This is a genomic window from Candidatus Saccharibacteria bacterium (assembly GCA_016789455.1).
Taxonomy (GTDB): Bacteria; Patescibacteriota; Saccharimonadia; order Saccharimonadales; family Saccharimonadaceae; genus CAIJKY01.
Map to the genome: position 1 here is coordinate 945,711 of JAEUQU010000002.1, position 25,342 is coordinate 971,052.

The 25,342-nt window shown below is 55.1% G+C and carries 32 protein-coding genes and 4 tRNA genes; 18 read left to right on the top strand and 18 right to left on the bottom strand.

All coding sequences use genetic code 11. The features are described from left to right. Window positions 1-87 precede the first annotated feature (87 nt). The 4 genes from JNJ66_06085 (at window position 88) to JNJ66_06100 (ending at window position 4,432) form a co-directional block, all read left to right on the top strand. Window positions 88-897: a leucine-rich repeat domain-containing protein gene (locus tag JNJ66_06085; GenBank protein MBL8159998.1), complete on the top strand. Its 810-nt coding sequence runs from the start codon at window positions 88-90 to the stop codon at window positions 895-897. 292 nt (window positions 898-1,189) lie between these two features. Next, entirely contained in the window at window positions 1,190-2,473 is a 1,284-nt protein-coding gene (locus tag JNJ66_06090; protein ID MBL8159999.1) for an ATP-binding protein, read from the top strand. A 230-nt stretch (window positions 2,474-2,703) separates the two neighbouring features. Then, on the top strand, window positions 2,704-3,681 hold the full coding sequence (locus JNJ66_06095) for a hypothetical protein (GenBank protein ID MBL8160000.1): 978 nt from the start codon (window positions 2,704-2,706) through the stop codon (window positions 3,679-3,681). 241 nt (window positions 3,682-3,922) lie between these two features. Further along, window positions 3,923-4,432 carry a hypothetical protein gene (locus tag JNJ66_06100; GenBank protein MBL8160001.1) on the top strand — a complete coding sequence of 170 codons (510 nt, stop codon included), beginning with the start codon at window positions 3,923-3,925 and terminating at the stop codon, window positions 4,430-4,432. On the opposite strand, the gene JNJ66_06105 is transcribed toward JNJ66_06100, so the two are convergent. Next, entirely contained in the window at window positions 4,429-5,400 is a 972-nt protein-coding gene (locus JNJ66_06105) for a hypothetical protein (protein MBL8160002.1), read from the bottom strand. The genes JNJ66_06100 and JNJ66_06105 overlap by 4 nt on opposite strands. Window positions 5,401-5,529: 129 nt before the next feature. On the opposite strand from JNJ66_06105, the gene lexA reads away from it, so the two are divergent. After that, window positions 5,530-6,168, top strand: a complete 639-nt coding sequence (gene lexA / locus JNJ66_06110; GenBank protein MBL8160003.1) for a repressor LexA — start codon at window positions 5,530-5,532, stop codon at window positions 6,166-6,168. 111 nt (window positions 6,169-6,279) lie between these two features. Then, window positions 6,280-6,450, top strand: coding sequence for a YegP family protein (locus JNJ66_06115; protein ID MBL8160004.1), 171 nt, complete (start codon window positions 6,280-6,282; stop codon window positions 6,448-6,450). 190 nt (window positions 6,451-6,640) lie between these two features. On the opposite strand, the gene JNJ66_06120 is transcribed toward JNJ66_06115, so the two are convergent. Together JNJ66_06120 and JNJ66_06125 are read right to left on the bottom strand one after the other, a co-directional pair. Further along, the gene (locus tag JNJ66_06120; protein MBL8160005.1) at window positions 6,641-6,979 is read right to left on the bottom strand and encodes a hypothetical protein; all 339 of its coding nucleotides are present in this window, start codon (window positions 6,977-6,979) and stop codon (window positions 6,641-6,643) included. Window position 6,980: 1 nt separating this feature from the next. After that, a complete protein-coding gene (locus JNJ66_06125; GenBank protein MBL8160006.1) occupies window positions 6,981-7,202 on the bottom strand; it encodes a hypothetical protein in 222 nt (73 codons plus the stop codon). 257 nt (window positions 7,203-7,459) lie between these two features. On the opposite strand from JNJ66_06125, the gene JNJ66_06130 reads away from it, so the two are divergent. The 4 genes from JNJ66_06130 (at window position 7,460) to JNJ66_06145 (ending at window position 10,520) form a co-directional block, all read left to right on the top strand. Next, the gene (locus JNJ66_06130; GenBank protein MBL8160007.1) at window positions 7,460-7,843 is read left to right on the top strand and encodes a hypothetical protein; all 384 of its coding nucleotides are present in this window, start codon (window positions 7,460-7,462) and stop codon (window positions 7,841-7,843) included. A gap of 17 nt (window positions 7,844-7,860) precedes the next feature. Further along, entirely contained in the window at window positions 7,861-8,595 is a 735-nt protein-coding gene (locus tag JNJ66_06135; GenBank protein MBL8160008.1) for a hypothetical protein, read from the top strand. Window positions 8,596-8,710: 115 nt separating this feature from the next. Continuing rightward, entirely contained in the window at window positions 8,711-8,896 is a 186-nt protein-coding gene (locus JNJ66_06140) for a hypothetical protein (GenBank protein ID MBL8160009.1), read from the top strand. A 448-nt stretch (window positions 8,897-9,344) separates the two neighbouring features. Further along, on the top strand, window positions 9,345-10,520 hold the full coding sequence (locus JNJ66_06145; GenBank protein MBL8160010.1) for a recombinase family protein: 1,176 nt from the start codon (window positions 9,345-9,347) through the stop codon (window positions 10,518-10,520). On the opposite strand, the gene JNJ66_06150 is transcribed toward JNJ66_06145, so the two are convergent. Continuing rightward, a tRNA-Asp gene (locus JNJ66_06150) sits at window positions 10,479-10,556 on the bottom strand. The two genes, JNJ66_06145 and JNJ66_06150, sit on opposite strands and share 42 nt — an antisense overlap. Before the next feature lie 166 nt (window positions 10,557-10,722). Here JNJ66_06150 and JNJ66_06155 point away from each other — a divergent pair. The 7 genes from JNJ66_06155 (at window position 10,723) to JNJ66_06185 (ending at window position 13,522) form a co-directional block, all read left to right on the top strand. Then, a complete protein-coding gene (locus JNJ66_06155) occupies window positions 10,723-11,064 on the top strand; it encodes a hypothetical protein (GenBank protein MBL8160011.1) in 342 nt (113 codons plus the stop codon). 146 nt (window positions 11,065-11,210) lie between these two features. Beyond that, a complete protein-coding gene (locus tag JNJ66_06160; protein ID MBL8160012.1) occupies window positions 11,211-11,546 on the top strand; it encodes a hypothetical protein in 336 nt (111 codons plus the stop codon). Window positions 11,547-11,645: 99 nt separating this feature from the next. Beyond that, window positions 11,646-11,721, top strand: a tRNA-Thr gene (locus JNJ66_06165). 121 nt (window positions 11,722-11,842) lie between these two features. Next, window positions 11,843-11,917 (top strand) — tRNA-Gly (locus JNJ66_06170). A gap of 395 nt (window positions 11,918-12,312) precedes the next feature. Beyond that, on the top strand, window positions 12,313-12,519 hold the full coding sequence (locus tag JNJ66_06175; protein MBL8160013.1) for a hypothetical protein: 207 nt from the start codon (window positions 12,313-12,315) through the stop codon (window positions 12,517-12,519). A gap of 17 nt (window positions 12,520-12,536) precedes the next feature. Beyond that, a complete protein-coding gene (locus JNJ66_06180) occupies window positions 12,537-12,935 on the top strand; it encodes a hypothetical protein (protein ID MBL8160014.1) in 399 nt (132 codons plus the stop codon). A 173-nt stretch (window positions 12,936-13,108) separates the two neighbouring features. Further along, window positions 13,109-13,522, top strand: coding sequence for a hypothetical protein (locus JNJ66_06185; GenBank protein ID MBL8160015.1), 414 nt, complete (start codon window positions 13,109-13,111; stop codon window positions 13,520-13,522). A 151-nt stretch (window positions 13,523-13,673) separates the two neighbouring features. Here the strand turns inward: JNJ66_06185 and JNJ66_06190 are convergent, their stop codons facing one another. The 9 genes from JNJ66_06190 to JNJ66_06230 all read right to left on the bottom strand — a co-directional run bounded on the left by JNJ66_06190 (window position 13,674) and on the right by JNJ66_06230 (window position 19,313). Continuing rightward, a complete protein-coding gene (locus tag JNJ66_06190; GenBank protein ID MBL8160016.1) occupies window positions 13,674-14,717 on the bottom strand; it encodes a SurA N-terminal domain-containing protein in 1,044 nt (347 codons plus the stop codon). Continuing rightward, window positions 14,692-15,213 (bottom strand): PH domain-containing protein, encoded by a 522-nt coding sequence (locus tag JNJ66_06195; protein ID MBL8160017.1) that lies wholly within the window; start codon window positions 15,211-15,213, stop codon window positions 14,692-14,694. Before JNJ66_06195 ends, JNJ66_06190 begins: the two co-directional genes overlap by 26 nt. 7 nt (window positions 15,214-15,220) lie before the next feature. Continuing rightward, on the bottom strand, window positions 15,221-16,003 hold the full coding sequence (locus tag JNJ66_06200) for a hypothetical protein (GenBank protein ID MBL8160018.1): 783 nt from the start codon (window positions 16,001-16,003) through the stop codon (window positions 15,221-15,223). Between the two features lie 23 nt (window positions 16,004-16,026). After that, window positions 16,027-16,572 carry a hypothetical protein gene (locus JNJ66_06205; GenBank protein ID MBL8160019.1) on the bottom strand — a complete coding sequence of 182 codons (546 nt, stop codon included), beginning with the start codon at window positions 16,570-16,572 and terminating at the stop codon, window positions 16,027-16,029. Between the two features lie 12 nt (window positions 16,573-16,584). Continuing rightward, on the bottom strand, window positions 16,585-17,415 hold the full coding sequence (locus tag JNJ66_06210) for an SDR family NAD(P)-dependent oxidoreductase (GenBank protein MBL8160020.1): 831 nt from the start codon (window positions 17,413-17,415) through the stop codon (window positions 16,585-16,587). 9 nt (window positions 17,416-17,424) lie between these two features. Further along, window positions 17,425-17,501: transfer RNA gene (locus JNJ66_06215), tRNA-Arg, on the bottom strand. 142 nt (window positions 17,502-17,643) lie between these two features. Further along, a complete protein-coding gene (locus JNJ66_06220; protein MBL8160021.1) occupies window positions 17,644-18,168 on the bottom strand; it encodes a nucleoside-diphosphate kinase in 525 nt (174 codons plus the stop codon). Window positions 18,169-18,342: 174 nt separating this feature from the next. Next, a complete protein-coding gene (locus JNJ66_06225; GenBank protein MBL8160022.1) occupies window positions 18,343-18,807 on the bottom strand; it encodes a hypothetical protein in 465 nt (154 codons plus the stop codon). Window positions 18,808-18,881: 74 nt separating this feature from the next. After that, window positions 18,882-19,313 (bottom strand): type II toxin-antitoxin system death-on-curing family toxin, encoded by a 432-nt coding sequence (locus JNJ66_06230; GenBank protein MBL8160023.1) that lies wholly within the window; start codon window positions 19,311-19,313, stop codon window positions 18,882-18,884. A gap of 272 nt (window positions 19,314-19,585) precedes the next feature. On the opposite strand from JNJ66_06230, the gene JNJ66_06235 reads away from it, so the two are divergent. Continuing rightward, window positions 19,586-20,566 (top strand): tyrosine-type recombinase/integrase, encoded by a 981-nt coding sequence (locus tag JNJ66_06235; protein MBL8160024.1) that lies wholly within the window; start codon window positions 19,586-19,588, stop codon window positions 20,564-20,566. A 429-nt stretch (window positions 20,567-20,995) separates the two neighbouring features. Here JNJ66_06235 and JNJ66_06240 read toward each other — a convergent pair whose 3' ends face one another. From JNJ66_06240 to JNJ66_06260, 5 genes are all read right to left on the bottom strand, one after another. Next, window positions 20,996-22,186, bottom strand: coding sequence for a hypothetical protein (locus JNJ66_06240; GenBank protein MBL8160025.1), 1,191 nt, complete (start codon window positions 22,184-22,186; stop codon window positions 20,996-20,998). Between the two features lie 75 nt (window positions 22,187-22,261). Further along, on the bottom strand, window positions 22,262-22,894 hold the full coding sequence (locus tag JNJ66_06245; protein MBL8160026.1) for a hypothetical protein: 633 nt from the start codon (window positions 22,892-22,894) through the stop codon (window positions 22,262-22,264). A gap of 1 nt (window position 22,895) precedes the next feature. Further along, the gene (locus JNJ66_06250) at window positions 22,896-23,498 is read right to left on the bottom strand and encodes a prepilin-type N-terminal cleavage/methylation domain-containing protein (GenBank protein MBL8160027.1); all 603 of its coding nucleotides are present in this window, start codon (window positions 23,496-23,498) and stop codon (window positions 22,896-22,898) included. Next, entirely contained in the window at window positions 23,491-24,246 is a 756-nt protein-coding gene (locus tag JNJ66_06255; protein MBL8160028.1) for a hypothetical protein, read from the bottom strand. Before JNJ66_06255 ends, JNJ66_06250 begins: the two co-directional genes overlap by 8 nt. A gap of 69 nt (window positions 24,247-24,315) precedes the next feature. After that, window positions 24,316-25,257, bottom strand: coding sequence for a prepilin peptidase (locus JNJ66_06260; protein ID MBL8160029.1), 942 nt, complete (start codon window positions 25,255-25,257; stop codon window positions 24,316-24,318). Window positions 25,258-25,342: the final 85 nt, after the last annotated feature.

Consider the following 25,342-nt stretch of genomic DNA (forward strand, 5'->3'; position numbering starts at 1 on the left):
ATACATACATCATACACTTCATAACGAACAAACCACCAACCCGCCACGTGAGCCACTAAGCCGTGAGAGTGGTTTATAGTAACAAGTATGAAGTTCTTCAATCGCACACCAAAACTGAGAGTATTTATCGAAGATCTGGCGAAGCTCTCTCCTGATACCAAAAAGATACGCATCCACGGCAATGCCAAGAACCTGGCATTTCTAGGAGAAATGCATCGTCTAGAGCGATTATCAGTCTACACCCTTAATCAAGCGCAACTAGAGCAGATCTGCTTGGTTGCCCGGCCAAAGTCACTGAGGCTGTACGAATTGCGGGCAACGGATTTGTCGCCACTCGCTCAACTATCAACCGTGGAGCAGTTAGAGCTGAACTGGAATACCAAAACCACCGAGTTGTGGGACATGCGCGACAACCTTAGGCTGATCAAGCTGAGTATCAATGACTTTTCTAAACTGCATGATATAGCGGCACTTAGTGACGCTACGCAGCTGACCGAGCTGTCCCTGACTGGTGGCATCTGGAATAAGCTTAAGTTACGATCTCTTGAGCCACTCAGTGCCTTGACATCACTGCGGAAGTTATGTTTGGCCAACCTCAGCGTCGCGCAGGGTGGCCTTAAGCCTTTGGCTAACCTTTCCAGGCTTGAAGAACTGGACCTATCAAGACAGTTTGATACCGAAGAGTATGCTCGTCTATCAGTTGCGCTGCCCAATACGCGTTGCGAGTATTTTGCGCCTTACGTATCCGTAAAAGGGGTCTTCCCTAATGCGGACGTTCAGGTTGTTGGTAGAGGAAAGCCATTATTGCATTCAAAACGGGATGCCGAGCGGCTGGCAAAATATTCGAAGCGGTTTGCGGAGATGCAGGAGAGGTTTAGAAATAAACACAAAATTTAGAATCATAGGGTTTCGCTAAAGAATTTTGCGATTTTGCATGGCGGGCCCGACCGGATAATTCGCCCGCTTGGCTCGCTCATGCTAACCATGCCAACACTGGTTGGCATGGCAGCGCCCGTACCGGCGATGATGCGCCTGGCGGCACATTGATCGCCGGTTCGGATCCGGGCGGTGCACGGCGGATAGAATCAAAAAATCACCCGTTGGGGTGATTTTGCGATTCTATATGGCGGGCCGTAGCGGAGGAAGTTTGGAACTATTATGCCGTGTCAGCGGCTGCTAGAATATAGACATGAATATCCTTACTATGCCATTTCATAGCATTACATTCGAAAATGTTGTTGCCTTCTGTAAAACTGGGGCCTTAGAGTCATTCAATTTAGACTATAAGAAGAATATGACGGGCAGCTTGTCGAAGCATTTTGCCACATTCTCCAATACATTTGGTGGCTTAATAATTATTGGCGTTGAGGAAGATAGTACCGGAAGGCCCAGCACATACGATGGAATTGTTTTTGACGCCAAGTTGATTGATCAAATACACCAGCATGCGTCGAACGTCGATCCTTTTCCTCGCTACAGTGTTCGAGCAACCGATGAAGTGAAAGGCAAGGTCTTTATTTTGATAAAGATTGCGGAAGGCGATCAGCCTCCATACATGCCAACCAACGACTTAACTATTAAGATGCGCACTGGCAACGTTAGTACGCCCTTGCGTAATCCTGACTCTCGAGAGCTTGAGAAACTTTATGAAAAACGAGCAAAAGCACCACAGGCTCGCGCAAACGCATTAGATTTATCGTACGAAGTTTACCGGGCAGCATTACGTCCAAAGGCAGAGAAACGACACGCGGAAAAATCTTCGGCATTTGCCCTGCCACTCTCGCCGTACGATATTGACGTAGACGTGCCGTATAGGATTTCAATTTTACCCGTGGCGCCCGCAGACCCCATTATCGATTACCGGATGATCAAAGCCCGCATGGATGACTACCAGGTGCAAAGTAGGTACGATGACGACTTTCCTAGACACCCTTTGGAAACCATCCCCCGAGGAATTATGTTCTCAAGCACGGACGAGTCTATTTTAAATTTTGAGTACGGTACTGTTTTAGACAATGGCTTAATAGATAACATTATAAATGTACTTTATATCGACCCGAAGGACGACAGCCAACAGCTGTGGATGACCCACCTCACCAGGCCCCTAATTCGCCAGCTTGAGGTAGCCAGGAAGTTCTATAATCTGGCGGGATTTAATGGACTACTTAACTGCAGACTTACACTTGATAATGCAAAAGGACTAACAGTGTATCCGCTTGCGCCAAGCGGTTGGCCCGCGAGTAATTACGGGCGCAAACGTAAGTTAGAAAAAATAGACTCATATGAATGGGAGCTTCCAGAGCTCGACACATTTAAGCTGAGTGACAAAGCGGCATTAATTTCTAAAGTCACAGAGTTAATAGAGCAATTCTACTGGGACTTTGGCATGGAAGCGCCACATAGTGAGATGATTAAGGCATACTTTGATGAGCTAGGGTGGAGCATCCCCAGCCCAGCTGAAGATAGGGGCTAAATTAGAGCGCAGGAGAGTTTACTTGTGTTGTTCGCTCATGCTAACCATGTCAACGCTGGTTAGCATGGCAGCGCCCGTACCGGCGATGATGCGCCTTCGGCACATTCATTGTCGGTTCAAAGCCGGACGAATTCTATATGGCGAGCCGTGGCGAAGGAAGTCTGTAACTATTATTTTACAGCATAATGTACATGCTTGCTGATACGCCACCTTCAGCTTAAAATCAGCACATGAATGACCTTCTCGGCGCCTTAAGCCCTTCAGATGTTTTGAGGGCTATAGCAATCGCTCTACTTGGCCTGACCGCTTTGCTGGCGTTTTTGGCAGGTCTACTGGCCGGTGTACTCGGTAAAGATCGCGAACATCGTCTTTTCAAAATATCCGGCGGCACAATGATCCTGATGGTTGCAGTCGTCGCGAACCATGAGAGCGTGTACCTCACCGGTCTGTTCATAGGCGGACTTCTCATTGCTAGCGAAAACTTCATGCTTTTCTTAGCAGCTGTTCTTAACTCCAATCACGAGGGAGTTAGCAAGATTGCTTATAACTGGCGAAAAATGAGCCAAGACAACGTGCGCGCCCGTCAGGAACTTGAAGCGGAGCGTGCCGCAGGCGATGAGGACAAGGACGACCAGGACTCGGACGACGATGCAAGTGACGGCGGTGGTGGTGACGATAACGGACAACTCACCGACGAAAACGCCGACTCCGGCAAGCGCGACACCCCTGCTCAATCTACCCCTCGCACCGTTACACCGAAAAGCATTGACGAGGTTGAAAAGCTCGTCTTGGTTGAGCTGCACAGACAAATCGATCCGCAGAGCCAGTTCATTGAGCAGCATGTGCAGGTTGAGAATAGAAATGGGCCAGTTCAGTACGACGCCGTAATTATTGAGAACGAAACAAACAAAATTATCCTAGCCGTTGAGGTCAAATTCCAGACAGTAATTAACCCGTCTAGAGTTGAGCGCACCCTTGAGTTAATAGCGCAAAAGTACTTAACGCCAGACTATCCAATTCTTATTGTCTTCGTATTTAGCAGATACGCGCACTCTGAAGCACGGCAACTTCTTGATATTAAAGAGAAGTTTAACCAGCAGTACCCAAGCAGTGGTGTGTCATTCTATACGCTAGACAAAGGTCACCTTAAATCAATTAATAAGACCGATATGAAGCGTCTTTTGCCGTCTACCCTGTACGGGTGGTAGTTACATGCTACAATCGGAGCGTTTCGTCTTTGGTGGAATGGATACATAGCCCCTTAGACTACTTGCCATAGTCAGCGTTGCCAGGACGGCAAAGTTTGCATCTAACATGGTGGACGCAACCAGATGTATGATTATCGTATACGCTTTCACCAACCTTGCCGATGCTAGTCAGCAGACAGCACCCGAACTCACTTAAGCGGTTGGATGGATTTCAAAAACTACTTAGATTAATATGGCATACATGACAACTGAACCACTCAACTTACTGGTAGGCGCGCTGGGTGGCGCTGTGGTAACAAGCATTTTAGGCCCATACTTAATGCAATCAAAGGATAGACGCACAGCAAGAGCAAAAGCGCTCAACGCGATGCTGGAAGTAGAAGCGAATCGCTGGCACCCAGTTGGATACGATACATTTAAATTAAAGGTAATTAAGCTAAGGGCAGCCGCCTTAATCGCCACTACAGATCGTGAACTTGTCGAATCATACATCTATATATCGGCAGTTGCCCATAACTACAGCTGTTCACCAGATAATGAGTTTAATGATGATGAACATAGTGGAGGCATTCCCGTAGAACTTGCAGCCGCCGCAAGAGAAGCTGGCGAGCATTTAACCAAAGTACTCTGGTATCCGGTGCGGACAGCTCCATTACTGTTTTACCTTAAACGAAAGCTAAATAGACGGCTTGCCGCAACGCGCAACGCGCTCAAAGATGACAATATTGTAACTTGGGGAGTTAAAGTCTAACTTAGCCCAAAGTATTTCATTATTGCTTCCGCCAATAGTGATCCAGAAGCATTAGTTACTACTGAACCTCCGCCCTCGCCTGCCTTGCGCATCATCCTCCATAGCCATTCTTGTACGGCGGCGCCGGGACGTTTTCCTTGTTTCTCATCTTCGCCCACGGCTTTTTCAAGTTCGTCAATTTGTACAGCAGCTAGTCCTTGGCTAGTCAAATAAGACCGTAAGCTTGCAAAATCTCCAGGCTGAATCATATCGACCGACTGATGCACATCGGCTGAATTCGCGACCGCCACATTTGCAGCATTGCCATAAATGGTAGTATGAAATATTTGAGTCACCGTTTTATTGGATGGACTCTCAATATATTCTGGTGCCTGCAAGGTTCCTGCACCCAAGTTTAGCTCCGCCTCAATGCTAATCACAAAGTCTAGAACTCTAGTCCTTACACTTTCAGCCACGCCATGAAGCAAAGTGCGGTCAATCACCTTGGCCGCAGAACCTAGCACCATGCCCTCGAACATTTCTTTTCTTTGGTAGTAAGCAATAGCATTTCCATTCCAGGGCATACGAAGCATATTATCTTCGTTTGTCATGCTTGCACCAAGCTTTTCCAGCTCGGCAATAGGTTGCAGGAGCCTGATGCTGAAAAGGTTAGATATATGATCAGTGTCAATTAAAAATTTTGGTATTGGTGCGTTTGTTAAACGACTACCCCCGTAACCAAAGAAGTTTCCCAGCACGTGCGCGTTAATAATTCTGTATTCAGGAAGGTTTTCATCATTTTTATAGCCACCCGCTTCTGATCTTGCCCAGGAAAGCAGCTCCTCGTTACCTATCTTCGCTGCAAGCCTCATACACAGCCTTATCATTTCACCCACTGAGGACTTGCCGTCCGTGGCGCTCTCGCTAATGCGATTAAGAAGCCTAATCACTTCAGGGCCAGGTAGTCGTTTCTTCGCCTTTTTAAACACTATCGCCTCCTTGTAGTCAACGTCAGTATGCCGTTCCTATATCCCGTTTAGCCCGAACTTGCCTCGTGGTCGACGTATGCGGTTATTACCCTTGCGTCACCAGCTATACATGCTGTATAATACTGTATAGTGATCGATCATACAACTAGCCTGAATACTACCGAACAGTCCGCCTTCCGATATATACGTAATCGGTTACTTAGAGGCGAAGGCTCACCATCGGTAAGAGAAGTTATGCGGCACATCAAAAAGAGCTCGCCGCGCTCCGCAGATTTAATTATCAATAAGCTGATCGCCAAGGACCTGTTGCAGCGCAAAGACAGCGGCCAGCTCCAGCTCGTCAAGGATGTCTTCGCCAGCCAGGAGCACGCCAGTACCGTTAGTCTGCCCATTGTTGGTACGGTTGCGGCCGGTAGCCCCATCCTAGCGGAGCAGAACATTGATGCATATGTGTCGGTAGATGAGCGACTACTTGCAAAGGCCAAGGGCGCCAAGTGTTTCTTGCTTCGAGTCAGTGGGGACTCAATGGACAAGCGCGGCATTATGAACGGTGACCTCGCCATTGTGAGGCAGCAGCAGATCGCCAACGCCGGAGATAACATCGTAGCACTTATCGACGACAGCGCCACCATCAAAGAGCTCACCTTCGCAGAGGACAAGGTCGTACTCAAGCCCCACTCAACCAACGCAAGCATACGCCCCATCATCCTGCAGGAAGACTTCCTGATACAAGGGATTGTCATTGGCACCCTGCCCGATCCAACTTAGCCCTGAACTCCCTGACGGTACTCCATGCGAGTACCGGACTGGGCGCTTAGGCACTTACGCACCCGAACCTTAACAATCTTTAATTGGCGCTTAGCGCCAGGAACTAACACTATGGCTAGATTTGAACACTTTAAAGCAACCAACGGCTTATGGTATTGGCGGCTCAAAGATGGCAATAACCGTATTATCGCGGACGGTGGCGAAGGCTACAGCTCCGAGGACTCAGTGCGGCGAGCTGTCAACAATGTGAGCAGCACGGTAGTTAGTCTCTACGGCCGGTAACGGCAACATTTGTTAGATTTGTATAATCCCAGTGTCGGCATTGTACGCGTCTAATACGAACAAACCCACCTGTTTGCGCAGGTGGGTTTTTGGATAGTAGAAACGTTTCTAACTCGTACTATACATTTTTCTACATTAGTACGCAAGCATAAGCATCATCATATTGCCCACGGGCGCCGTAGTGAAAACCCTACAGGTTTAGTGCTCTGAGAATCAACATTGCACCAATAGCTAGCGCCGGTATCCATAGCACCGATAGTAGCGTCGTGAGCGTAAATAGTATTAAAACGCCAATGCTATTGGTTTTTGGAACAATTTGGTGTTTTTTGTGCTTTAGCCAGTAGGTTGGTATTGATGCGAAAGATGCCAAGAATACTCCGGGCAGCACAAGCAACACCGTTGCCCAGCTCCATATATTTCCTGTTGCAAAGTTATAAATACCGCCAACTAACAGCCACACAGTAATGGCATTTCCCGAGTGGGCGCTGGCGGCTTTTTCGTAGCCTTCTTGTTCGTGCATGGCTGTCATGCTATAACTTAACCTTTGCATCAACAATTAGCTTTGCAACATAATGCGCTGACGCACCAAAAACTAGCGCCAGCACAAAAGTCTCAATCCAGCCCGTAAAAGTCCTACCTACATATATCCCCACCACGCTGCCCAAAGCAAACGCCAAGCCAGTATAGTGGTTCATGATTCTATCTTTGCGCTCTGCTGGCGTTTCTTTTGCAGTATTCGTCTTACTAGTCATATTTAGTCTCCCATTGGCAATATTGGGCGGCAAACAAAAAGCTCACCGCCAGCGATAACCGAAGTCACCCGATACCGTTTCCAGTACCGACCATTAGGAATAGTGCTCTGACGATGAGCTTGTTATTCCTAATGGTTTTTATGACCATGCCCCTACTAAGTAGAGGTTTAGGCCAACGTCGTCTGAACGACTTGCTTTGGACTATACAATATTTTATAATAAATTACAAGCATAAGGACTTAATGAGGACTCTCCATATGACGGGTGGCACACCAGCACACCGAGCTAATCAATACACACGCGACCCACGTCAGAGGGCGTTTCTTAATGCTTATTACAGCCCCACTAGTGATACATATAGCAATGCCTATCAGTCAGCGCTTAGGAGCGGCTACAGTGAGGCTACAGCTAAAGATTTACTCCATAACCGCCCTAAGTGGTTATCGGAAACACCTGGAGACTCTCAGGCCCCTACAGCCAACCAACTCCTTGAGGCACTGGGTGAAATCATCAATAACTCAGCCACGGTGACGCGCGATAAAATAAAAGCCATCGAGTTACTCATGAAACATCACGGCATGCTCAAAGAGCGCGTCCAAGTCGATAGAACCATGATCAATATTCAAAGTGTACTGGACTGATATAAAATGGCCTGTACATGGCCATCCAGCAAGCTCCCTACTCTTTCACTCAGTATCATCGCCTGCCTGAATGGCTCAAGCGTAGCTGGAGTATATTTGACCGCGTTCGCATACGTGCCGACTTTAAGAAAGACCTTGACGACACACATGAGCGCCTTGCCCAAGGAGCTGAACGTTCAGTGGAAGTTATTCGAATTCTCAAGACATACAGTTTAGGCCAAGGCATGGACCAACTAATCATAGCTTGCTTGGAAAACAAGGATATTACCGATGAAGCGCTCCTGAACATGATTCCTCCGCCCGTCAGATTTTTAAACCATGGATTCAAAGTAATTATTCCGGCCGCTGACCCGCAGGCCGCATACAATGATAATGAGCGGGCGCGTGAAGCCGTGAAGAAGATCAGTGACATCGACATTGCCACCTCAAAAGAAGTGACTTATTTGGTGATACCTCCCGGGATTAGCAAGGATGAGCTTAAGAACTTTATTGATGAGTACTATGAAGAGTTGCAGACTGCCATACAGGGAACCCAAGAGCTATACTTTGAGTCCGCACGAAATACTTCAAAGAGGATTCGGCGAGTATCTCCCGATGAAATAATAGATGAACGGATGCATGAGCTAAAAACCATGGGTCATAAGACCGCATCAATCGCCAGAGTAATCGAGAAGGAGTTTGGAAGACAGTTCACGGCGCCGGAGATTGCCAAGCGTGAGCTGCAGATGAGACGTCGCAAGAATCGTCAATAAGCCCTAGTTCTAGTGAAGATGTTTTAGGTTCAATTCACACTCTAAAGTAGGTTCCGTACTGCCCCTATGGAAACCGCCACATAGCGGCAGATGGCGGACTACCACATGGAGTCTTATGAACGAACTTAAGAGCCGCACAGCGGCCACACCACCCGAAAGCGTACTAAGCCTGCTGGCGAAGACCAGGGACTCACCTATGGATGAACTGCCTACCGAGGCGCGCATGCTGTTTGAGCTTTGCATGCTTATCGTTAACATTCGATATCGTAGCTTATACGGAGAGGACAGTCGTGAACAATAATGATCAGTGCTTCAATAACAACATCCTAGCCGTTGAAGCAATCTGCTAGGCTTAATTCAAAGGAGATACAGCAATGGACTTTCAGGCCAAACTACCCAAGAAAAAAGCGTTTGTCTATCTTCGCCGCTCCCAAGACCGTGACGACCGACAGATGCTATCTATAGATAAGCAGGATGCCCAGGTCCAGCAGGTTATTAAACGTGAGAGCTTTAGTCCTATTCAACTTGCGCCAGAGGAGCGGTCAGCAAAATCACCAGGACGGCCCATCTTCAACGATATGATGGAGCGGATTATGAATGGCGAAGCTCGATACATTGTTGTCTGGGCGCTCAGCAGACTGAGCCGTAATGCCGTGGACGGTGGCGCCATCATCCACGCATTCGATACCGGCAAGCTACTCGCCATCCATACTCCCAACGGTGTATACCGCAATAATAGCAACGACATAATGATGCTACAGTTTGAGTTTGCGATTGCTAAGAAGAATAACGATGATCTTAGCTATCACGTTCGAGAGGGCTTTGCCATGAAGCGCGTCCATGGCCAGTATCCAGGCCCTGCCCCGCTTGGCTACAGGAATGCCATAGTTGGTCCTGGAATGCGGAATATAGTACCCGACCCCGAAAAGGCTCCTCTTGTAACCAAAGTCTATGAATTGGCGGCGAGTGGTACCTATACCTTGGATGAGCTATGGCGTGCTGCCCAGCAGATGGGATTATCATCCTCACGCAACAAGCCTATCAGTAAGCAGACTCTGGTTGAGTTATTGCGGCGGCGCGCCAACACTGGGGTATTCCAATATGGTGGAGAAGAATGGCATGTAGGCACCTACTCTCCTTTGGTGAGTACTGATCTATACGATCAAGTGCAGGTAGCCATGGGCTGGAAGAAGCCGACCCACCGCCAATCCACCAGAGGGCGTCAATTCCCCTTCAAGGGCGTGTTGCTATATCATACCTGCGGTCATAATATAACAGCCTACACTAAAGCCAAGCGCTTATCCGGCGGCAGCACCGCCGAATATACCTATTACACCTGCACCAAAAAGAGTCGGACAGTAAAATGTGACGAAGCGCAGATCAGAAATACTGAACTTGAGCGCGCCGTTCGTGAGCACCTTGCAGCTTTCGAGATAAGCGAGACGGAGGCCGCAGCAGCAATTGGCTGGTTGCAGCGTCTTTATGAAGAATCCCAAAGAGATACAGGAAAGAACAAGACTCGCTGGCTACGAGAGCAGAAAGAGGCTCAGAATGCTCTAGACAGGTTAGATGAGAAGCTTGTGACTGGAGTTATTGGAGACGACCGTTATAAGTTGCAGGCCGAGAAGTACCAGTCTGCACTTGTTAGAACTGACGCACTCCTGGCCAATCAGGAGCATGACGCCAAAAAGTGGCTAGAACTAGCTCAGAGTGTCTTCTCAAGCGCTATTAACCTGGGTGACGTTTTCATGGAGGCTAATGACACAGAAAAGCGACGCCTCATGCTTTATCTAGGTTCGAACTGGAAATTGAGCAACAAAAAAGTCCTGCTAACACCTAGAGAACCTTTCTCATACTTGCACAGCAGGACTAACGGTCTAAATTGGCGGGCCCGACCGGATTCGAACCGGCGATCTCCTCCGTGACAGGGAGGCGTGATAGGCCGACTTCACTACGAGCCCATCTAACCAGATGGCGGGACGCCAGAAGACTTTCAAAGCATAACAGACAGTTCCCTGTTTGACAAGATGGATGTGGAGCGGGTCGCGCTGGGACAAAACCATTGCGCCAAACGCCCTTTTATACTGATAATGTACACGGAGCCCATCGCACGACGAAAGGAGGCGGATGTCCCGCCCGACGGATCCGCCGCAGTACGCGACGCCGGTGACGCACATCACCCTGGTCGTGCTGCTGACCGTGTTGTTCTGCCTGCTGTTCGCAGGACTGCTGTACGCCTGGCTATACCCCGTCAGCCGGCTGACCGGCCGGCGGATACACATGGGCATGTCCCCGCGGCTTGCCCTGACCAACCTGGCCCTGGTGGCCTTTCCTGCGGCGACCTGCTTTTACATCGTCGCTTTAAGCGGGATGTCAGGCCTGGTCGCCTTGGGCACCAGCCTGGCGGTGGGGGCGATCTGTTTCTTCGGCGCCCAGCTCCACCAATGCTTCAGCTTCAGGCGGGAGTGAAGCAGGCAGTGCGGAAAGCCTTGCCGGTGCGACTGGCGAGGCTTTCCAGTCCTCTTCGTGCCATATTGACATATATATCGTTTTATTTTATTCTGATGATAGTTGCAGGCGCCCCGCCCGCACCGATCCCATGAGGAGCCCCGGCCATGCACTGGCTACCCAACCCCACCGTCATCCTGCCCGACTGGCTGTTCAGCGGCCTGGTGGTCGCGCTGGCACTCAGCCTGATCGTCAGCGTGGGCTGCAAGATGTGCAGCTTCGACAGCTACGACTTCTGGCGGGAGCTGTTGGGGACGCTGGTCGTCAGCATTCCCATCATGCTGACGGAGACCTTCTTCCGGGCGCACGTCAGTGAACGTGCCGGTTTCATCGCCATGCTGGTCGCGGCCGCCGTCGTCTTCGGCATCTGGGGCCTGTACCGGAACTGGCGGGAAAAGCACCCCCGCGCACCGCGCGAGTACACACTCACCGTCCGGGACTGACCTCCCGGCCGCCCCTACGCCGCTCCAGCCGGGCCTCCCCGGCCGGAGCGGCGTTTTCAAATACCCGCGCCCATGGTACTATCGATGTGATTCATGTGTGCCACCTTAGCTCAGTTGGTAGAGCGACGCATTCGTAACGCGTAGGTCAACGGTTCGATCCCGTTAGGTGGCTCCAAGAGTCCGGGACGCTTTGCTCGAGCCCGACATAAGGCCAAGACTTTGGCCTTATGGGTTCGATCCCGCCAGGTGGCTCCAGATAATCCGAGAGGCGCCGCGCCCCGACATACGGCCAATGCGCGGGTATCGTATAGTGGTTAATATGCGACCTTCCCAAGGTCGAGCGCAGAGTTCGATTCTCTGTACCCGCACCATGCGGCAGCCATTATGGCCAGCCGTACACACCCTACTTTTTGACTTTTTTGATAGTTAATGTTTTTATATAGAGAGGCCCATCCGGGTCTCTTTGTCCGTCAGGACACACCTGCACCACCACCCCGATGCTCCAGTACGGAGCGGAACGGATGAATTTCCATGGAAGATAGCAACATCCTCCTCTCGCCCTGCGTACGGGAGGCCACTGCCGCCCTGCTGCGGCTGGTGATGCTGGCGTCCCGACTCCAGCATCACCGCCAACGCCGCGTGGAGCAACTTCAGCTTCTTCGCCAAGATCACGGCCGGGCCAGTACTGCCCCGGCCGGGCGATCCGGGTGATCAGAACCAGCCGTCGCGCTACATCGACTTCTACGCGCCCACGCTGCGTGGCGGCATGCAGAAGATCGCCACCGTCGAGCTGCGCGGCTACCGTGTCGATGGTGAAGATGCCATCAACTGGCGCGTCGTCGAGATCTCGTACGCCCACCACTGGGACGGGCGAGCCAACTACGACTACCGCAGGCACACCCTGCCCTACACCGGCGAATCGTTCAAGGAGACCGACGCCGAGTACGCCGTCACCATGATGACCCACAGCTAGACGAAAGGACGCTCCCCATGGCTCCATCCATCTCGGTCTGCGAACGGCTGGCCAGCCAGGCCATCGATCTGCTGTGCCGCGGCCAGCTCCGCGCCGGCCGCCCCAGCGGCTGGTCACTCGCCGGCATCCAGGATGGCCGTTACCGCCTGGGCCGGATCGCGCCGGCCGGTGGCAGTGCGGCCTGCCGCATCTACGAGCGGCACGTGGAGTTCATCCTCCGCGGCCACAGCCTGGCGACCGTCACCATGCGCGGCTGCCAGAACCAGGGTGAACGGCACATCCGCTGGTTCGTCAGCTGGCTGCAGTACAGGCCGGGCATGCGCCCAGACGCTCTCCTGCAGGACTGCAGCGTGAACGGCCTGGAACCACTGGTCAGCTCCCGCGCAGAAGACATGCCGGTACCGGCAAGGACCTGACGGGCACCGTGCCGCGGAGGCCACTTCGGCCTCCGCGGCACCACCGCCTTTTCCTGCCGCCACTATTGACTTCATATATGAAATGTTGTACATTCTGTTACGGCTCCCGATAATGGGAGCGTTTTTATTTCCGACGACCGGCCGGACATAGACCGGCAGAGAGGCTGGACATCGTGTCAACCTACCTGATAGGCCTGCCGCCCACCGCCGCCTGCGCCATCAAGCTGGTGGAGACCTGGCGCAACGGCATGCTGACGGGCCTGCGGGCCCCGCAGTGGCGGCGGATGACGCCGTGGTTCGACGGCATCCTCATGCGCGAGATCCGGGGCGAGTACTCGGAGGAGCACGGCACCCACTACGTCCGCGAGATCGTCTTCACCTTCCAGGGCCACGAGCTGGCGACCATCACCTTCCGCGGCAACCGCCATGAAGACGGTACGGCCTGGCGGGCGACCGCCCTCTCGTTCTTCCGCCGCTTCGACGGGGACGAGGCGGGCGACCAGAGCGGCGGCCCGGTGCCGCAGGGCCAGCAGCCGCTGCACAGCACCCACCCGCTCGACCAGCCCACGGCGGCCCTGGGTGCCTGAACCCAGTCCACGGTGGACATGAGTGCCTGAGCGCGGCCGGGAGCACTCCGCCGTCCGGCACGCGGACATGAAACGTGCCGTGGGGGCCTCATTGGCTTCCACGGCACGTCCGACAACTTCGTATATATTTTTTACTGTTCAGGCCGGCGCATCAACGTTCGACCGCGATATATTCTTCAATCTTATTGTTCTTGCGCAGCTCTTTGAGGCGGCGCGGGAACTCCTTGAGCTGGGTAGTGATGTGGGCGACGTGGATCTCGTCGTCGCGCTTGTCGACGACCTTGGCGACGAAGTAGTTATCCGCACCCTGGGACACCTTGGAGAGCTTGCCCTTCTCCACGCCCCGGACGGCTTCGTATATGTCGTCGGGGTCATTGCTGTTGGGACCGATGAAGCCGATATCGCCGCCGTTCTTCTTGGTGGCGGCATCGTCGGATTTCTCAGTAGCGAGCTTGGCGAAATCGGCGCCGCCCTGCAGCTCTTTGAGGATGCCCTCGGTGCGGCTACGGGCAGGATCATCAATACCGAAGACGACTTTGCGGCGCAGAAGCTGGTTCTCGATGGACTGGCGGTACTCGTCAAAGCTCCAGTCGTAATACTCCTTGATGACTTTGCGGAAGTCCTCCTCGCTGGCACCCAGCTGGTTGGATTCCACCTGGGTCTTGATGAAGTCATCGACTTCCTGGCGGCTGACGGATATGTTTTCCTGGCGGGCCAGCTTGCGCACCAGGGTCTGCTCGATGACCTTGTTCAGGGCGACGCGCTTCTGGTATTCAAGCTGGTCGCGGCCGGCATCGGAGGCGAAGTTGATGGCTTCCTTGGTGCTGAGATAGTGCATGGCGCTGCGCAGCTCCAAAAGGTAATCGCGGTACGGTACGGCCTCGCCGTCGACACTGGCGACTGACATCGGGATAATCTGCGTCACGCGGTAAAAGAAGCCGGAGGTATCCTGGGCGCGGTACAGGCGGAACCAGGTCAGGATGGCCAGGCCGATAACCAGCAGGACGACGATCGCAATGGAGACCGCCACGGTCCGGTGCTTGGTCTGTTGCATCGGGTACTTGTAGCGCTTGCCCTTGGCGATAACGGCTTCACGGTGCTCTGCCAGCGTATCATTGGTGATACGCGGTACGGGCGCGGCCGCGTCCTGCCTGCGGCGCAGCTTGCCGCTAAGCTTCTTGAGATGTTTCTTCATAGGTGTTGTCTTGTATTCCTTTAGTATGCTCGTTGACGATTTTCAGCAGGTCATCGTAAATCTTTTCCGGGTCGTGCAGACGGTCAAGAATCAGGTCGCCAACGTAGGTCTGCACGGTTATTGTACCAAACTTGAAGATGGTCGCCGAAAAACCAGGCACGTTGACGATCATATTCTGGATCTTGGTCAGGGCGACATCGATGACGCTGCGGTTATAAAAACCCCGCTGCGAAATCATCCGGATACGCTGGTCGGTAATGATGAAGACGCTGAAATACCAGCCCATCCAGAAGTAGAAGAAGCCCAGCAGGCCGAGACCGAAGCCACCGAGCGAGATCCACAGGAAGTTGATATTCTCGGGCCAGATGAGCGTCGGCAGCGAGCCCAACAGGAACGGTACCAACAGCACATAGAACCCCTTGCGCATAGCGATGGGATGGCGGCGGAATACCATCAATACGTTCTCGTCGTCGTGTTGGCCGTGGAATTGTGACATAGCAACCTTACGTTTTGATGAACTCTGCTTTCTGGAGATATTCCTTCAGGACAGGCTTCTGTTCGTTATATACCTTGTTGAAATCTTCGAAGCCTGGCTCGGCGAACGGCATGTTCTCTGGCAGCTGCTCTACCAGCAGCTTGTCGCCCAGGTCGCGCAGGGTGTTGTTCTTGACGTACTCGCCGGGCTCTTCGCCACCTTTATCGACGAAGTAGACAGAAGTGAGGTTGCCGACGTACCAGCCCCGCCCGGCCACATCAGGTACGCGCTCGATGGTGTTGAGCAGGCCACTGGTAGAAAACTCGACCACGTCGACGCCCTCGATCTTGTGATGGACGTAGGTCAGGCCGCGTAGGCGGTCATCGAAGTTGATCTTGAGGTTCAGTTCAGGGATGGAAAGCAGGTTCTCTTTGGTATCGGTGCTGTTGTCGATACCACCAGGCTCCCCGCCCGCTTCCTTGAGTTGCTTGTCCTTCTCTTTGTTGCTGGCCTCCAGCTTGGCGACCTGCGCCTGCAGCGCGGCTGCGCGGGCACTGGCCTGCCCCTGCACGGCACCGTAGACACCGGCGGCAGTCAGGCCGCACAGCACCAGGACGAGCAGGCTGACGCCAGCTACTTTCAACAACGTCTTACTGCCGCCTCCGGCAGCTGGAGGCGGTGGCGGCGCGGCCGGTTCCTGGAACGGTACCGGTGGCGGCAATTGCGGTTCGGGCGGCAGCCCGGCCTGCGGGACTGGCTCCGGAGCCGGCTGATTGGCGGAGGCGTAGCGTGGTTGGTCGTCTGGATACATGATAAAAGCTTATGCTTAGTATACTACACCTGGGCGATAAAGCCCTTCCAGTAGACGCGCCAGGTCTCGCAGGCTTCGGCGCCGCGCAGCTTTTCCTGGGTGACCGTAAGAATGGCCTTGCCTCTACCGCCCGGCTTGTCCTGGGTGTTGACGACGGTCTGAGTGCCATCCGCCAGGGCACAGCGCCAGTGGCGCCACTTTTCCGTGGCGGTCCGGCGTGGCTCCCGGGCGATGAGAATACCATTGAACTCGGCCATGGCGCCGGCGATGGCCGCCCAGCGCTCCATGACCTCGTCCATCGAACCCTCGACGGTCCGCGAGACCGATACGGCAAAATCACCGGTCGACTGCTGTCCCGGCTGCCGCCGTCCCACGTACTGCTCGTACGCCACGGTCACGGCCTGCGCCCACCAGCCGTCCGCCAGCCCCTGGGCGGTGATGGCCCGGGCGATATCCTTATGTGTCAGCTGCTGAGCCTCGATATGTTCCATGAAAGCCAGCCACTCGGGCCAGCTCTTTCCTGTCGCCTTTTCGATGGCGGGGATGTTCGCTGCTTTCGGTTGTGTCATGTCCTTATAGTATCAGACGAGGAAGCGGGCGATCATCGTCTCGCTCTCTTCCCAGAGTTTCTGGGCCAGCAGCGGATCGTAAGCCTGCTTGTTGGCGCGGGCGATGTGGCGCTTCTCGTAGTACTCGCCCGGCTTCCAGTCCTGGCCGGGCGTGCCCTTGGCCAGCCACAGCAGCGTCTCGGCGCCCTTCTGCGGCGTCATGAGGAAGCGCTTGAGAGGCGTCTGCCAGACCAGCCGCAGGTAGCTGGTGGAGTTGGCCGAGAAATTAGTGGCGACATTACCGGGATGGAAGGCCACGGCCGAGACGCCCTGGTCGCCAAAGCGGCGGTGCAGTTCGCGGGTAAAGAGGATGTTGGCCAGCTTGGTATTGCCGTAGGCGCGCTGCGGGTTGTAATCGATGTGCATGTCCAGATCGTTGATATCGAAACGGGCGTAGATGCGGTTGGCGACGCTGCTGGTGTTGATGATGCTGGCCTTGTCGGCAATCAGCCGCGGCAGCAGCAGCCTGGTCAGCAGGAACGGCGAGAGGTGGTTGATCTGGAAGGTCTGCTCATGGCCGTCAACCGTCTCCTGGCGTTCGCTCATGATGGCGCCGGCATTATTGATAAGGATGTCGATATGCGGAAAATCGGCCAGCAGCTTCTGACCCAGAGCCTTGACCTGGCTCAGGCTGGCAAAATCGGCCACGTAGTACGGCGCACCGATTTCCAGGGCGAATTCCGCGGTCTTCTCCTGGTCGCGGCCAACTACAACCACGCGGTTCCCTAAGGACCGCAGAACCCTGGCCGCTTCCGCCCCAATACCATCGCTGGCGCCGGTAATGACAATGACTTTATTCATGATTCAAAATTCTGGTACCCCGGGCAGGAGTCGAACCTACAACCTTATCCTTAGGACGGATCTGCTCTATCCAGTTGAGCTACCGAGGCGTACAGGCGGCTTCCTTTGGTGCCGGTTTAGCCCGACGGAAACCGACGGGAGACGCAGCCGTAGCGCGCCTCCCTCCATTTTACTACCATTGTCTGCGCTTGTGAGCAACTTTGCGGCCGGAACCGGCCGGGAGTCAGTTGCCTACTTGGCTTCAGGCGTGCGGCCGCGGATAATGGCCTCGGCAGCAGTGGTGTACTCGTAGAGTTCGCCCTCGTCGAACCACAGCGGCACTTCCTGGGCAGCCTCTTCGGCGTCGCCGCTGGCATGCAGGATGTTTGGCAGGGTCTTGCCGCGCGGGTTGGTATAGGCGCGGGTGATGTGGGTGTAGTCGCCGCGGATGGTGCCTGGCTGGGAATCCTTGGGATCGGTCTTGCCGACCATCTTGCGGACGTGCTCGACAGCCTCGACGCCTTCGATGACCATGGCGATGACCGGGCTTTCCGTCATCTGGCTCAGGGTGATGTGATAGATTTCCTCGCCCCAGCGGCTGATCAGCTTGCTGATGCCTTCGTAGTGCTTGTGGAAATGCTCCTCATCTGGGGCGACCATCTTCATACCGACGATCTTCAGGCCGGCCCGCTCCAGGCGGGTGATGATTTCGCCGACGAGGCCACGCTGGATGGTGTCGGGTTTGAGTACGATTAAAGTACGCTGGATTTCGCTCAAAAGATTAACTCCTGATTACTTATTGCTTATTTAGGCTTATCATATCATAGGAAGCGGATTTTTGATTTTATTTAGATTATGTGCTATAATAGTAGATTGGGGTAGACTCTGCCCTGTCTCAGGACTTAGACGCGCCCACCATGGGCCCGACACCTTAGGGAGCACCTAATCATGTCACACACCGCCCGGGAACTGTCGCTCGACCAGCGCCTGGCCCGGCACGGCCGTCCCCTGCGAATCCTCATCGCCAGCGAGCCCTGCGCAGAACGCGCCAAGCTCATCGATGATGAGCTCGCCAGGCCGCAGCACGTCACCATCGTGCTGGCAGAGACGGCCACGGATGCGCTGGCCAAGGCAGGCCAGGCTGAGGTCGTCATCGTCAGCGACCAGTTGCGACCGGCCATCGGTGCCCGGCCGCAGCCGACCTGGGGCGCCAACAGCCTGCTCGCCCACCTGCGGTCGCGCGGTGCGTTCTGTGTCGGCTGGCCGGCCTTCGCGGCCAAGCAGCCGCGCAGCCAGCACTACGCCGATGTCACCGCGACCATGCGGGAGCTGTGCCACGCCATGCTGGTGGACGACCCGCGCCGTCCTGAACGGGTGGCGCTGGGCGTCCTGCTCGACGTCGTGGGCACCCCCCACCTGGTGGATGCCTGAGGCCACCCGCCCGCCGGATTCCGGAGCTGCACCCCCAAGTGCGGCTCCGGGGTCCGGCTTCAGTCTTTAAGTTCGCTGAGTGGCATGAGATATTCCTGAAACGCCCCGATCAGTACCGTAATGTGCTTATCCATTTCTTCGCTCTTACTTTCGGCCACAAGACATGCAGCCTTATACATTTCATGAGGTGTAGCCTTAACGAATTTGCCATTCAGCACAAGAAAGACAACCGTAATGGTCACGGCCATTCTTTTATTGCCATTCTCAAAAGGATGATTCTTGATAATTAAGTAAAAGAGCATGGCTGCTTTTGCCGCCAGCCCTTCGTATAGCTCTACCCCTTCGTAAGTCTGGAAAGGCTGTTCGATGCAACTCTCAAGCCTACCCGGATACCTAGTCTCAAAGTCCGGCAAGGGCTCATCAAACTGCATCCATTCCACTGCCAACGCATGTGCTATGTACTGCACATCGCCAATGGACAGTCTTTTCATGTTTGAGCTAACATTTTGAGGGTCTTTTTGTATTTTTTAACAACAAGTTTAACGGCAGCATCAATTTCTGCTTTGCGCTGTGGCGTAGGCGGCACTGGTACGCTAGGTTGTTTGTTCATATTGTTATTATATCACTTATTTGTTTTTTAGTAAATATTAGGCTTATGCTCAGTTTATGGTATGTGTAAATAAAGCGTGCCTCTACTCTATGATATGCAATTTGCTTATTATTGAAAAGCTTATGTTAAGTCATAGTATAATGAGTAAATCAAATGAAAATAAAGCCATCAGAGCCACTATACTTGAGCGACCTGCTAGCCGACTTCATCGAGCACGTCGAGGTTGAGCGCGGCCGGTCACAGAAGACCGCCGAGAATTACCACCTCTACCTGCAGCGGCTGGTAGAGTTCGCCGACGACATCGACGTGCGCAGCATCGACGGCGAGCTGGTGCGCAAGTGGCGCCTGTGGCTTAACCGCTACACCAACGATGCCGGACTGGGCCTCTCTACCCTGACCCAGAGCTACCACCTGATCGCCCTGCGCAGCTTTTTGACCTACCTTTCCAAGCGTGAGATTGAGACATTGACCCCTGAGAAGATCGAGCTGCCCAAGGTGCGGCGCAAACAGGTAAGTTTTTTGAACCATGAGGAGGTCGAGCGGCTACTGTCGGCCGTGCACACCAAGGCGAAGTCTGCCAAGGGTGACAAGCCGGCGGCGGCGCTGGCCATCGACGAGTTGATCGCCCTGCGAGACTTCGCCATCATCGAACTGCTGTACTCCAGCGGACTGCGCGTATCTGAGCTGATCAACCTCAACCGTGACCACATCAACCTGAAGCGGCGCGAGTTCATGGTGCGCGGCAAGGGGCAGAAGGACCGGCCGGTGTTCATTTCCCAACGTGCCGCCGATGCGGTGACGGCGTATCTGGAGAGGCGGGCGGATACGCTTGGTCCCCTGTTTATCTCGTATAGCGGGATGGCCGCTGTCGATACTTCCGGTAATTACAAGCGGATCACGCCGCGGAGTGTGCAGCGGTTGGTGGCGCAGTATGCTAAGCTGGCGGGTATTACCAAGCATGTGTCGCCGCATACGTTGCGCCATTCCTTTGCTACCGGGCTGCTTACTAACGGTGCTGACCTGCGTAGTGTGCAGGCGATGCTGGGGCATGCTAATATCGCCACTACTCAGGTGTATACGCACGTGACCGATCCGCACCTGAAGGAAGTGTACGAGCGTTTTCACGAGAAGTAGGCCGGGGCGCGCGGGATATGCGCCTAGTATTTTCTCTGCACAGTCCTGAGCTCGCAGTATGCTTGGATAGCATACTGCTCGTGCGGAGGTGCCGAGAAAATACTAGGCGCATATCCCGCCCGACGCCCGTGCTTTGGTGAAAGGATGCCGAACACGTCCGGTTTGGGCGTCGTGGCCATCCTCATGCATGGCGATGGTTGGCAAGCATCCGCCTGCAACAACCGGCGCATCGCTGCCGGATTTACTGCGCACGGCTTAGCTGGCAGGGCGATTGCCTGGCTTCGACGCACCTCCGCACGAGGAGTGTGCTATCCAAGCACACTCCGAGCTCAGGACTGTACTAGAAACAGGCAACGCCCAGCCAGCGGAGAAGCCACACATGAAAAACCGGCTGCGAGTCGCCGGTTTTTCATGTGGATTTAACTTTGGTTATTTACCATAGCATTCGGGGCTGGTAGGCAGGAAGTTCGCCGGATTATCCGTGACAAAGAAGTCCTTACAAACGCTGTCACCCACTTCCATCAGGTAGCGCGGCGGCGTCGGCAGCTGCTCGGGGAAGGTCGTGCGCACCTCGACGCGGCGGAAGACATCCGCGGCCGAGCCGGTTGAGTCGATGGACGGCTGCACCTCATTGAAGTTGACGTTGGTGCCGTTGTTCATGAGTGACAGGCGGAAGTGCGTCTTGCGGTACAGCGGCGTCACGCGCAGGTAGTAGTTGTTGTTGGCGGTATCAAGCGCGCCACCGGGCAGCGTCACCGTCATCTGGCAGGCATAGTTGCCGGAGTTGGCGGCCGACTGGGCGGCATTCATACAGTTGGTGCGGATCGGTGATGATTTGCTCATGTTGAAGCCACGCGGGTCGGCAACATTGGCCGTGACGGTAGTATTGAGCGGACCCTGTACGGGTACGCCGAAGAGCGTGAAGTTGCGCTGTTCCAGGGCGGCGTTATTGAAGTTGCCACTCTTGGGCAGGCCAAAGACCTGCAGGCGCATGTAGGCCGGTGGCTGCTGGCCATTGGCACCGCTGGTGTTGAACTGCTGGACGGTCGGGTTGAGCGGGTTGACGTTGGACGGGTTGGCAATGCCGTCGCTGTCGCTGTCAATCGAGCTGGAGTTGCGGTGCCACTGCACCTTCACCTGGTTGTAGGCACCGGTACTGCGCAGCGGGATGATCTGACTTTCGTTGGCCGCCAGGGACGAGATGTAATCGGCGGTGTCCAGCCGGACGTTCAGACAGTTGTAGCGCAGGTTCTGCTGGTCCGTGGGCGAGACGGTGCCGCCCTCCTGGCCGCCAAGGCCGATGGAAGTGCGGACCGGTGAGCCGGCACCAAACAGGGTGTCGCAGGCTTGGCCGGTCAGTGCGGCCCGGTAGGCATCGCGCTCGGTGCCGTTTGGCAGCTGGGTGTATTTAAGGATGGCGCGCTTAGCGTCTTCGACGCCCGCCTCGGCGGCGGCCAGTGCGCGTGAGGTCAGGTCGTTATCAAGCGCCTGACGCTGCTCACGGTTCATGATACGGATAAAGCCGATGGTGATGACCGAAGCCAGCAAAGTGAAGAACACGACGCTGAACAGCGAGACGAAGCCGGCCTGACTACTCTGTGTTTTTTTGTAACTACTCATTCCCCTCTTCCTTTGTCCCTATTCTACCCTGCTTATGCTTGAATCTCAATCTCTCACCTGTCCGGCCGCCCAACGTCAGTTGCGGTTGGCGACCGTGATGTCGAAGTAGGCAGTGGCGCAATACTCGCCCAGCTTGCCCGGCTGACATTCGTCGGAGCCCGGCGGCGGAGCATTGACGCCGCTACTACTGAACAGGATCTTGATACGGGTCAGACGGCCGTTATCGCCGTAGTGTGTGACGGTGTGGCGGATCTCGACGTTACTGTGGGCCATGATGGTCATGCCGGCCCGGTCGACGGCGGGCGGATTGGTGCCGCCGCTACAGTAGCGGCCGGCCGTGTCGGGGACGCGGATGACGCCGCCGATCTCCTCACCGTTGCCGGTGAAGCGGTTGCGCGGCTGGGTGTCGGGCGCGTTCCATATGTATGACTGGCCACCGACACACAAGCGGCCGTAGTCACTGTACTGCGTGTTGATAGTGGCCGCGCCGGCAACGCGCAGGTTGCGGGTCAGCTCCTCGGTGATAGTCCGGCCGGCCTGGTTGATCTCCTTGTAGACCAGCCCCTTGTTGTAGGTGGCGATCAGCTGGATCATGGCGACGACGATGAAGAGCAGCAGGAAGGCCAAAAAGGCCATGGAGAGCATCAGCTCGACCAGCGTGAAGCCGGCAGTGTGGCGGCGGATTGCCACGGGTGTGGTTATTTTCATATTAGCTTCCCTCCGGTACATAAAGCCGTACTACCGAGTTGACGTGCTGGTTGATGGAGCTGCCCAGGCCGATCCAGCAGCCGCGCAGGTGGAAATCGATATAGGCCGGGCTGGCTCCGGTCGAGGCCACGCCCTCCACCCAGACGCCACGGCCAGGCACGGCGTGCGGCGCGGTGTCGTTGGAGGTGCCATCGTACTCTACCAGGTCGATACGGGGTGCCTGGGAAACATCAAGGAAGGTGGCGACCAGATAGAAGGCCTTGCGCCCCGGGCCTGGCGCGCAGGCCTCGACGTCGGTGGGCGCCGCAGTGGCGACGTACTGGTTGCCCTGGTTGACGATCTTGCGCCACTGGGCACTGTTGAAGTCGTCGCTGCCGGCCTGATAGCCGTCACGAAGGTACCGCAGTAATTCGCCCTGGCTGGCAATGACATTGCGGACCTGGGTGTGCTCGACGGCGTTGATAGAACTGCGCAGACCGCTGTTCATGAGAATGCTGGCACCGACGATGACGGCGCTCAGGATCACCATGGCCAGCAGTACCTCGACCAGGGTGTCACCCCGTTGGCCGCGCGTCTGGTGGTGGGAGAAAAGCTTCTTAGACATTGTCACAATTTCCTGCTGGGGTTACATCGAACTGCAACCGGATATCGTTCTGGCCCTGGCCACCGGCGACGATCAGCATCGCAGGCAGGCCTGGCGTCTCAATACCCTGGAAACAGTAGTTGGTGGCGCGTTGGGTGGCGGCCGGCGTCAGGCGTGACGTCAGGCTGCTCATAGTGTTGAACTCGGTCGGCGTGGCATTGAAGGTATAGGAGACGATGCGCGAGGAACGCGGACTGCGCAGCAGCAGATAGGTGTTGGCCGTCTGCTTGTCGCTGGTGCGGCGGCTGCCGATGATTTCGGCGCCCCAGGGAATCTCGAACTCTTCGACGCCGGTATTCTTGATGACGACCGGTTGGGCGGCAGTCGCGATCAGCTGCTCGTCGCTCAGCGTGGCGTCAGCGCCGGCCAGGTCGGGGATACGGGTGGCGATGACCGGGTAGGATTTGACCACGTCACTGTCAGTCTCAAAACGGATAAGCTTGCCGAGCAGCAGGCAGCGGCTGGAGCCGGCCCCGCTGGTAGCGCTGGCGGCGCAGGCAGCATTGGCGGTGCGCGGGTTGACGCCCGTCAGGATGTCATTGTACTGCCCCTGGACAAAGGCATGCAGGCTGCGCCCGCTGTCCGAGAAGCGGATCTGGCGCATCATTGAGCCGGTGCCGATCAGGGCGACCGTCAAAAGCAGGCCGCTCACCGCCAGGAAAAGCATGACCTCGATAATCGTGAAACCGCCGCTTTTTTTTGCCCACATCTTGCTGGCAATTATAGCATAAGCCTTATTGAATACAGAACCTTTGAAGCTGTGCATAACTTCCCCGCCCTATAACCCGAACCATAGCAGGCTGAAGTGGCCGGCCAGGTACCACAATATCAGTTGGTCGCCCCAGAGGCCGGCGATGAAGAAGGCGGCGATAAGCATCGGACCGAACGGCACGCGGCTGTCGCGCTTGAGCTTGCCCAGAAGCAACAATGGGAAGACGATGATGCCGCCGATCAGGTTGGCGAACAAGAGGGCCATCAGCGCTTTCTGCCAACCCAGCACCAGTCCCATGAAAATACCGAGCTTGACGTCGCCGAAACCGACCATCCGGCCGCGTGAGAACATATAGATAACCCAGTACAACCCCGATATCGGCAGCAGCCCGTAGACGGCCATCTGCAGTATGTCAAACCGCTGGGTGTTGTCGAATGCAAAAATCACATGAATGGCCAGCTGCAGCAGCGCCAGCCCCACCAGCGTCCAGACAAGCTTGTCCGGCAGGATATACCAGCGCAGGTCATAGATGAACAGCGCCGCCAGCAGCACCACGTAGGCCAGCCAGAAGGCCAGGTCCATCCAGTCGTACCAGTAGGTCAGCTTGTCGGGCCAGCAGAGGTATGAGATGACGAACAAGGTGCCGACGGCGATCTCGACCAGCGGATACTGGACGCTGATGGGCTTCTTGCAGTACCGGCACTTGCCGCGCAGCCAAAGCCAGCTGAAAATCGGTACCAGGTCACGGGCAGCCAGCTGGTGGTGGCAGTTGGGGCACATCGAGCGGCCGCGGCTGATGGAATAGTCGTCACCCTCGTCCTGCGTGCCGGTGACGGCATGTTTGACGCGGCGGGCTACCTGTTTGACAACCTCACTGCCCTTTTCTAGCGCCGTGGCTTCTTCGCGCTCTTGCTGCTTGCGCAGCCGCCAGACCAGCGCATTGACGAAACTGCCGAAGGCAACCCCCACGACCGCCAGCATCACAGTAAAAAGAACGTTCTCAATCATGTTTGTATACCCCTAATCATTAGCTTCATCTTAGCAGATTACTGCGGGGTTGGACAATCGGCAGCAAAAACGCCCCCATCGCTGG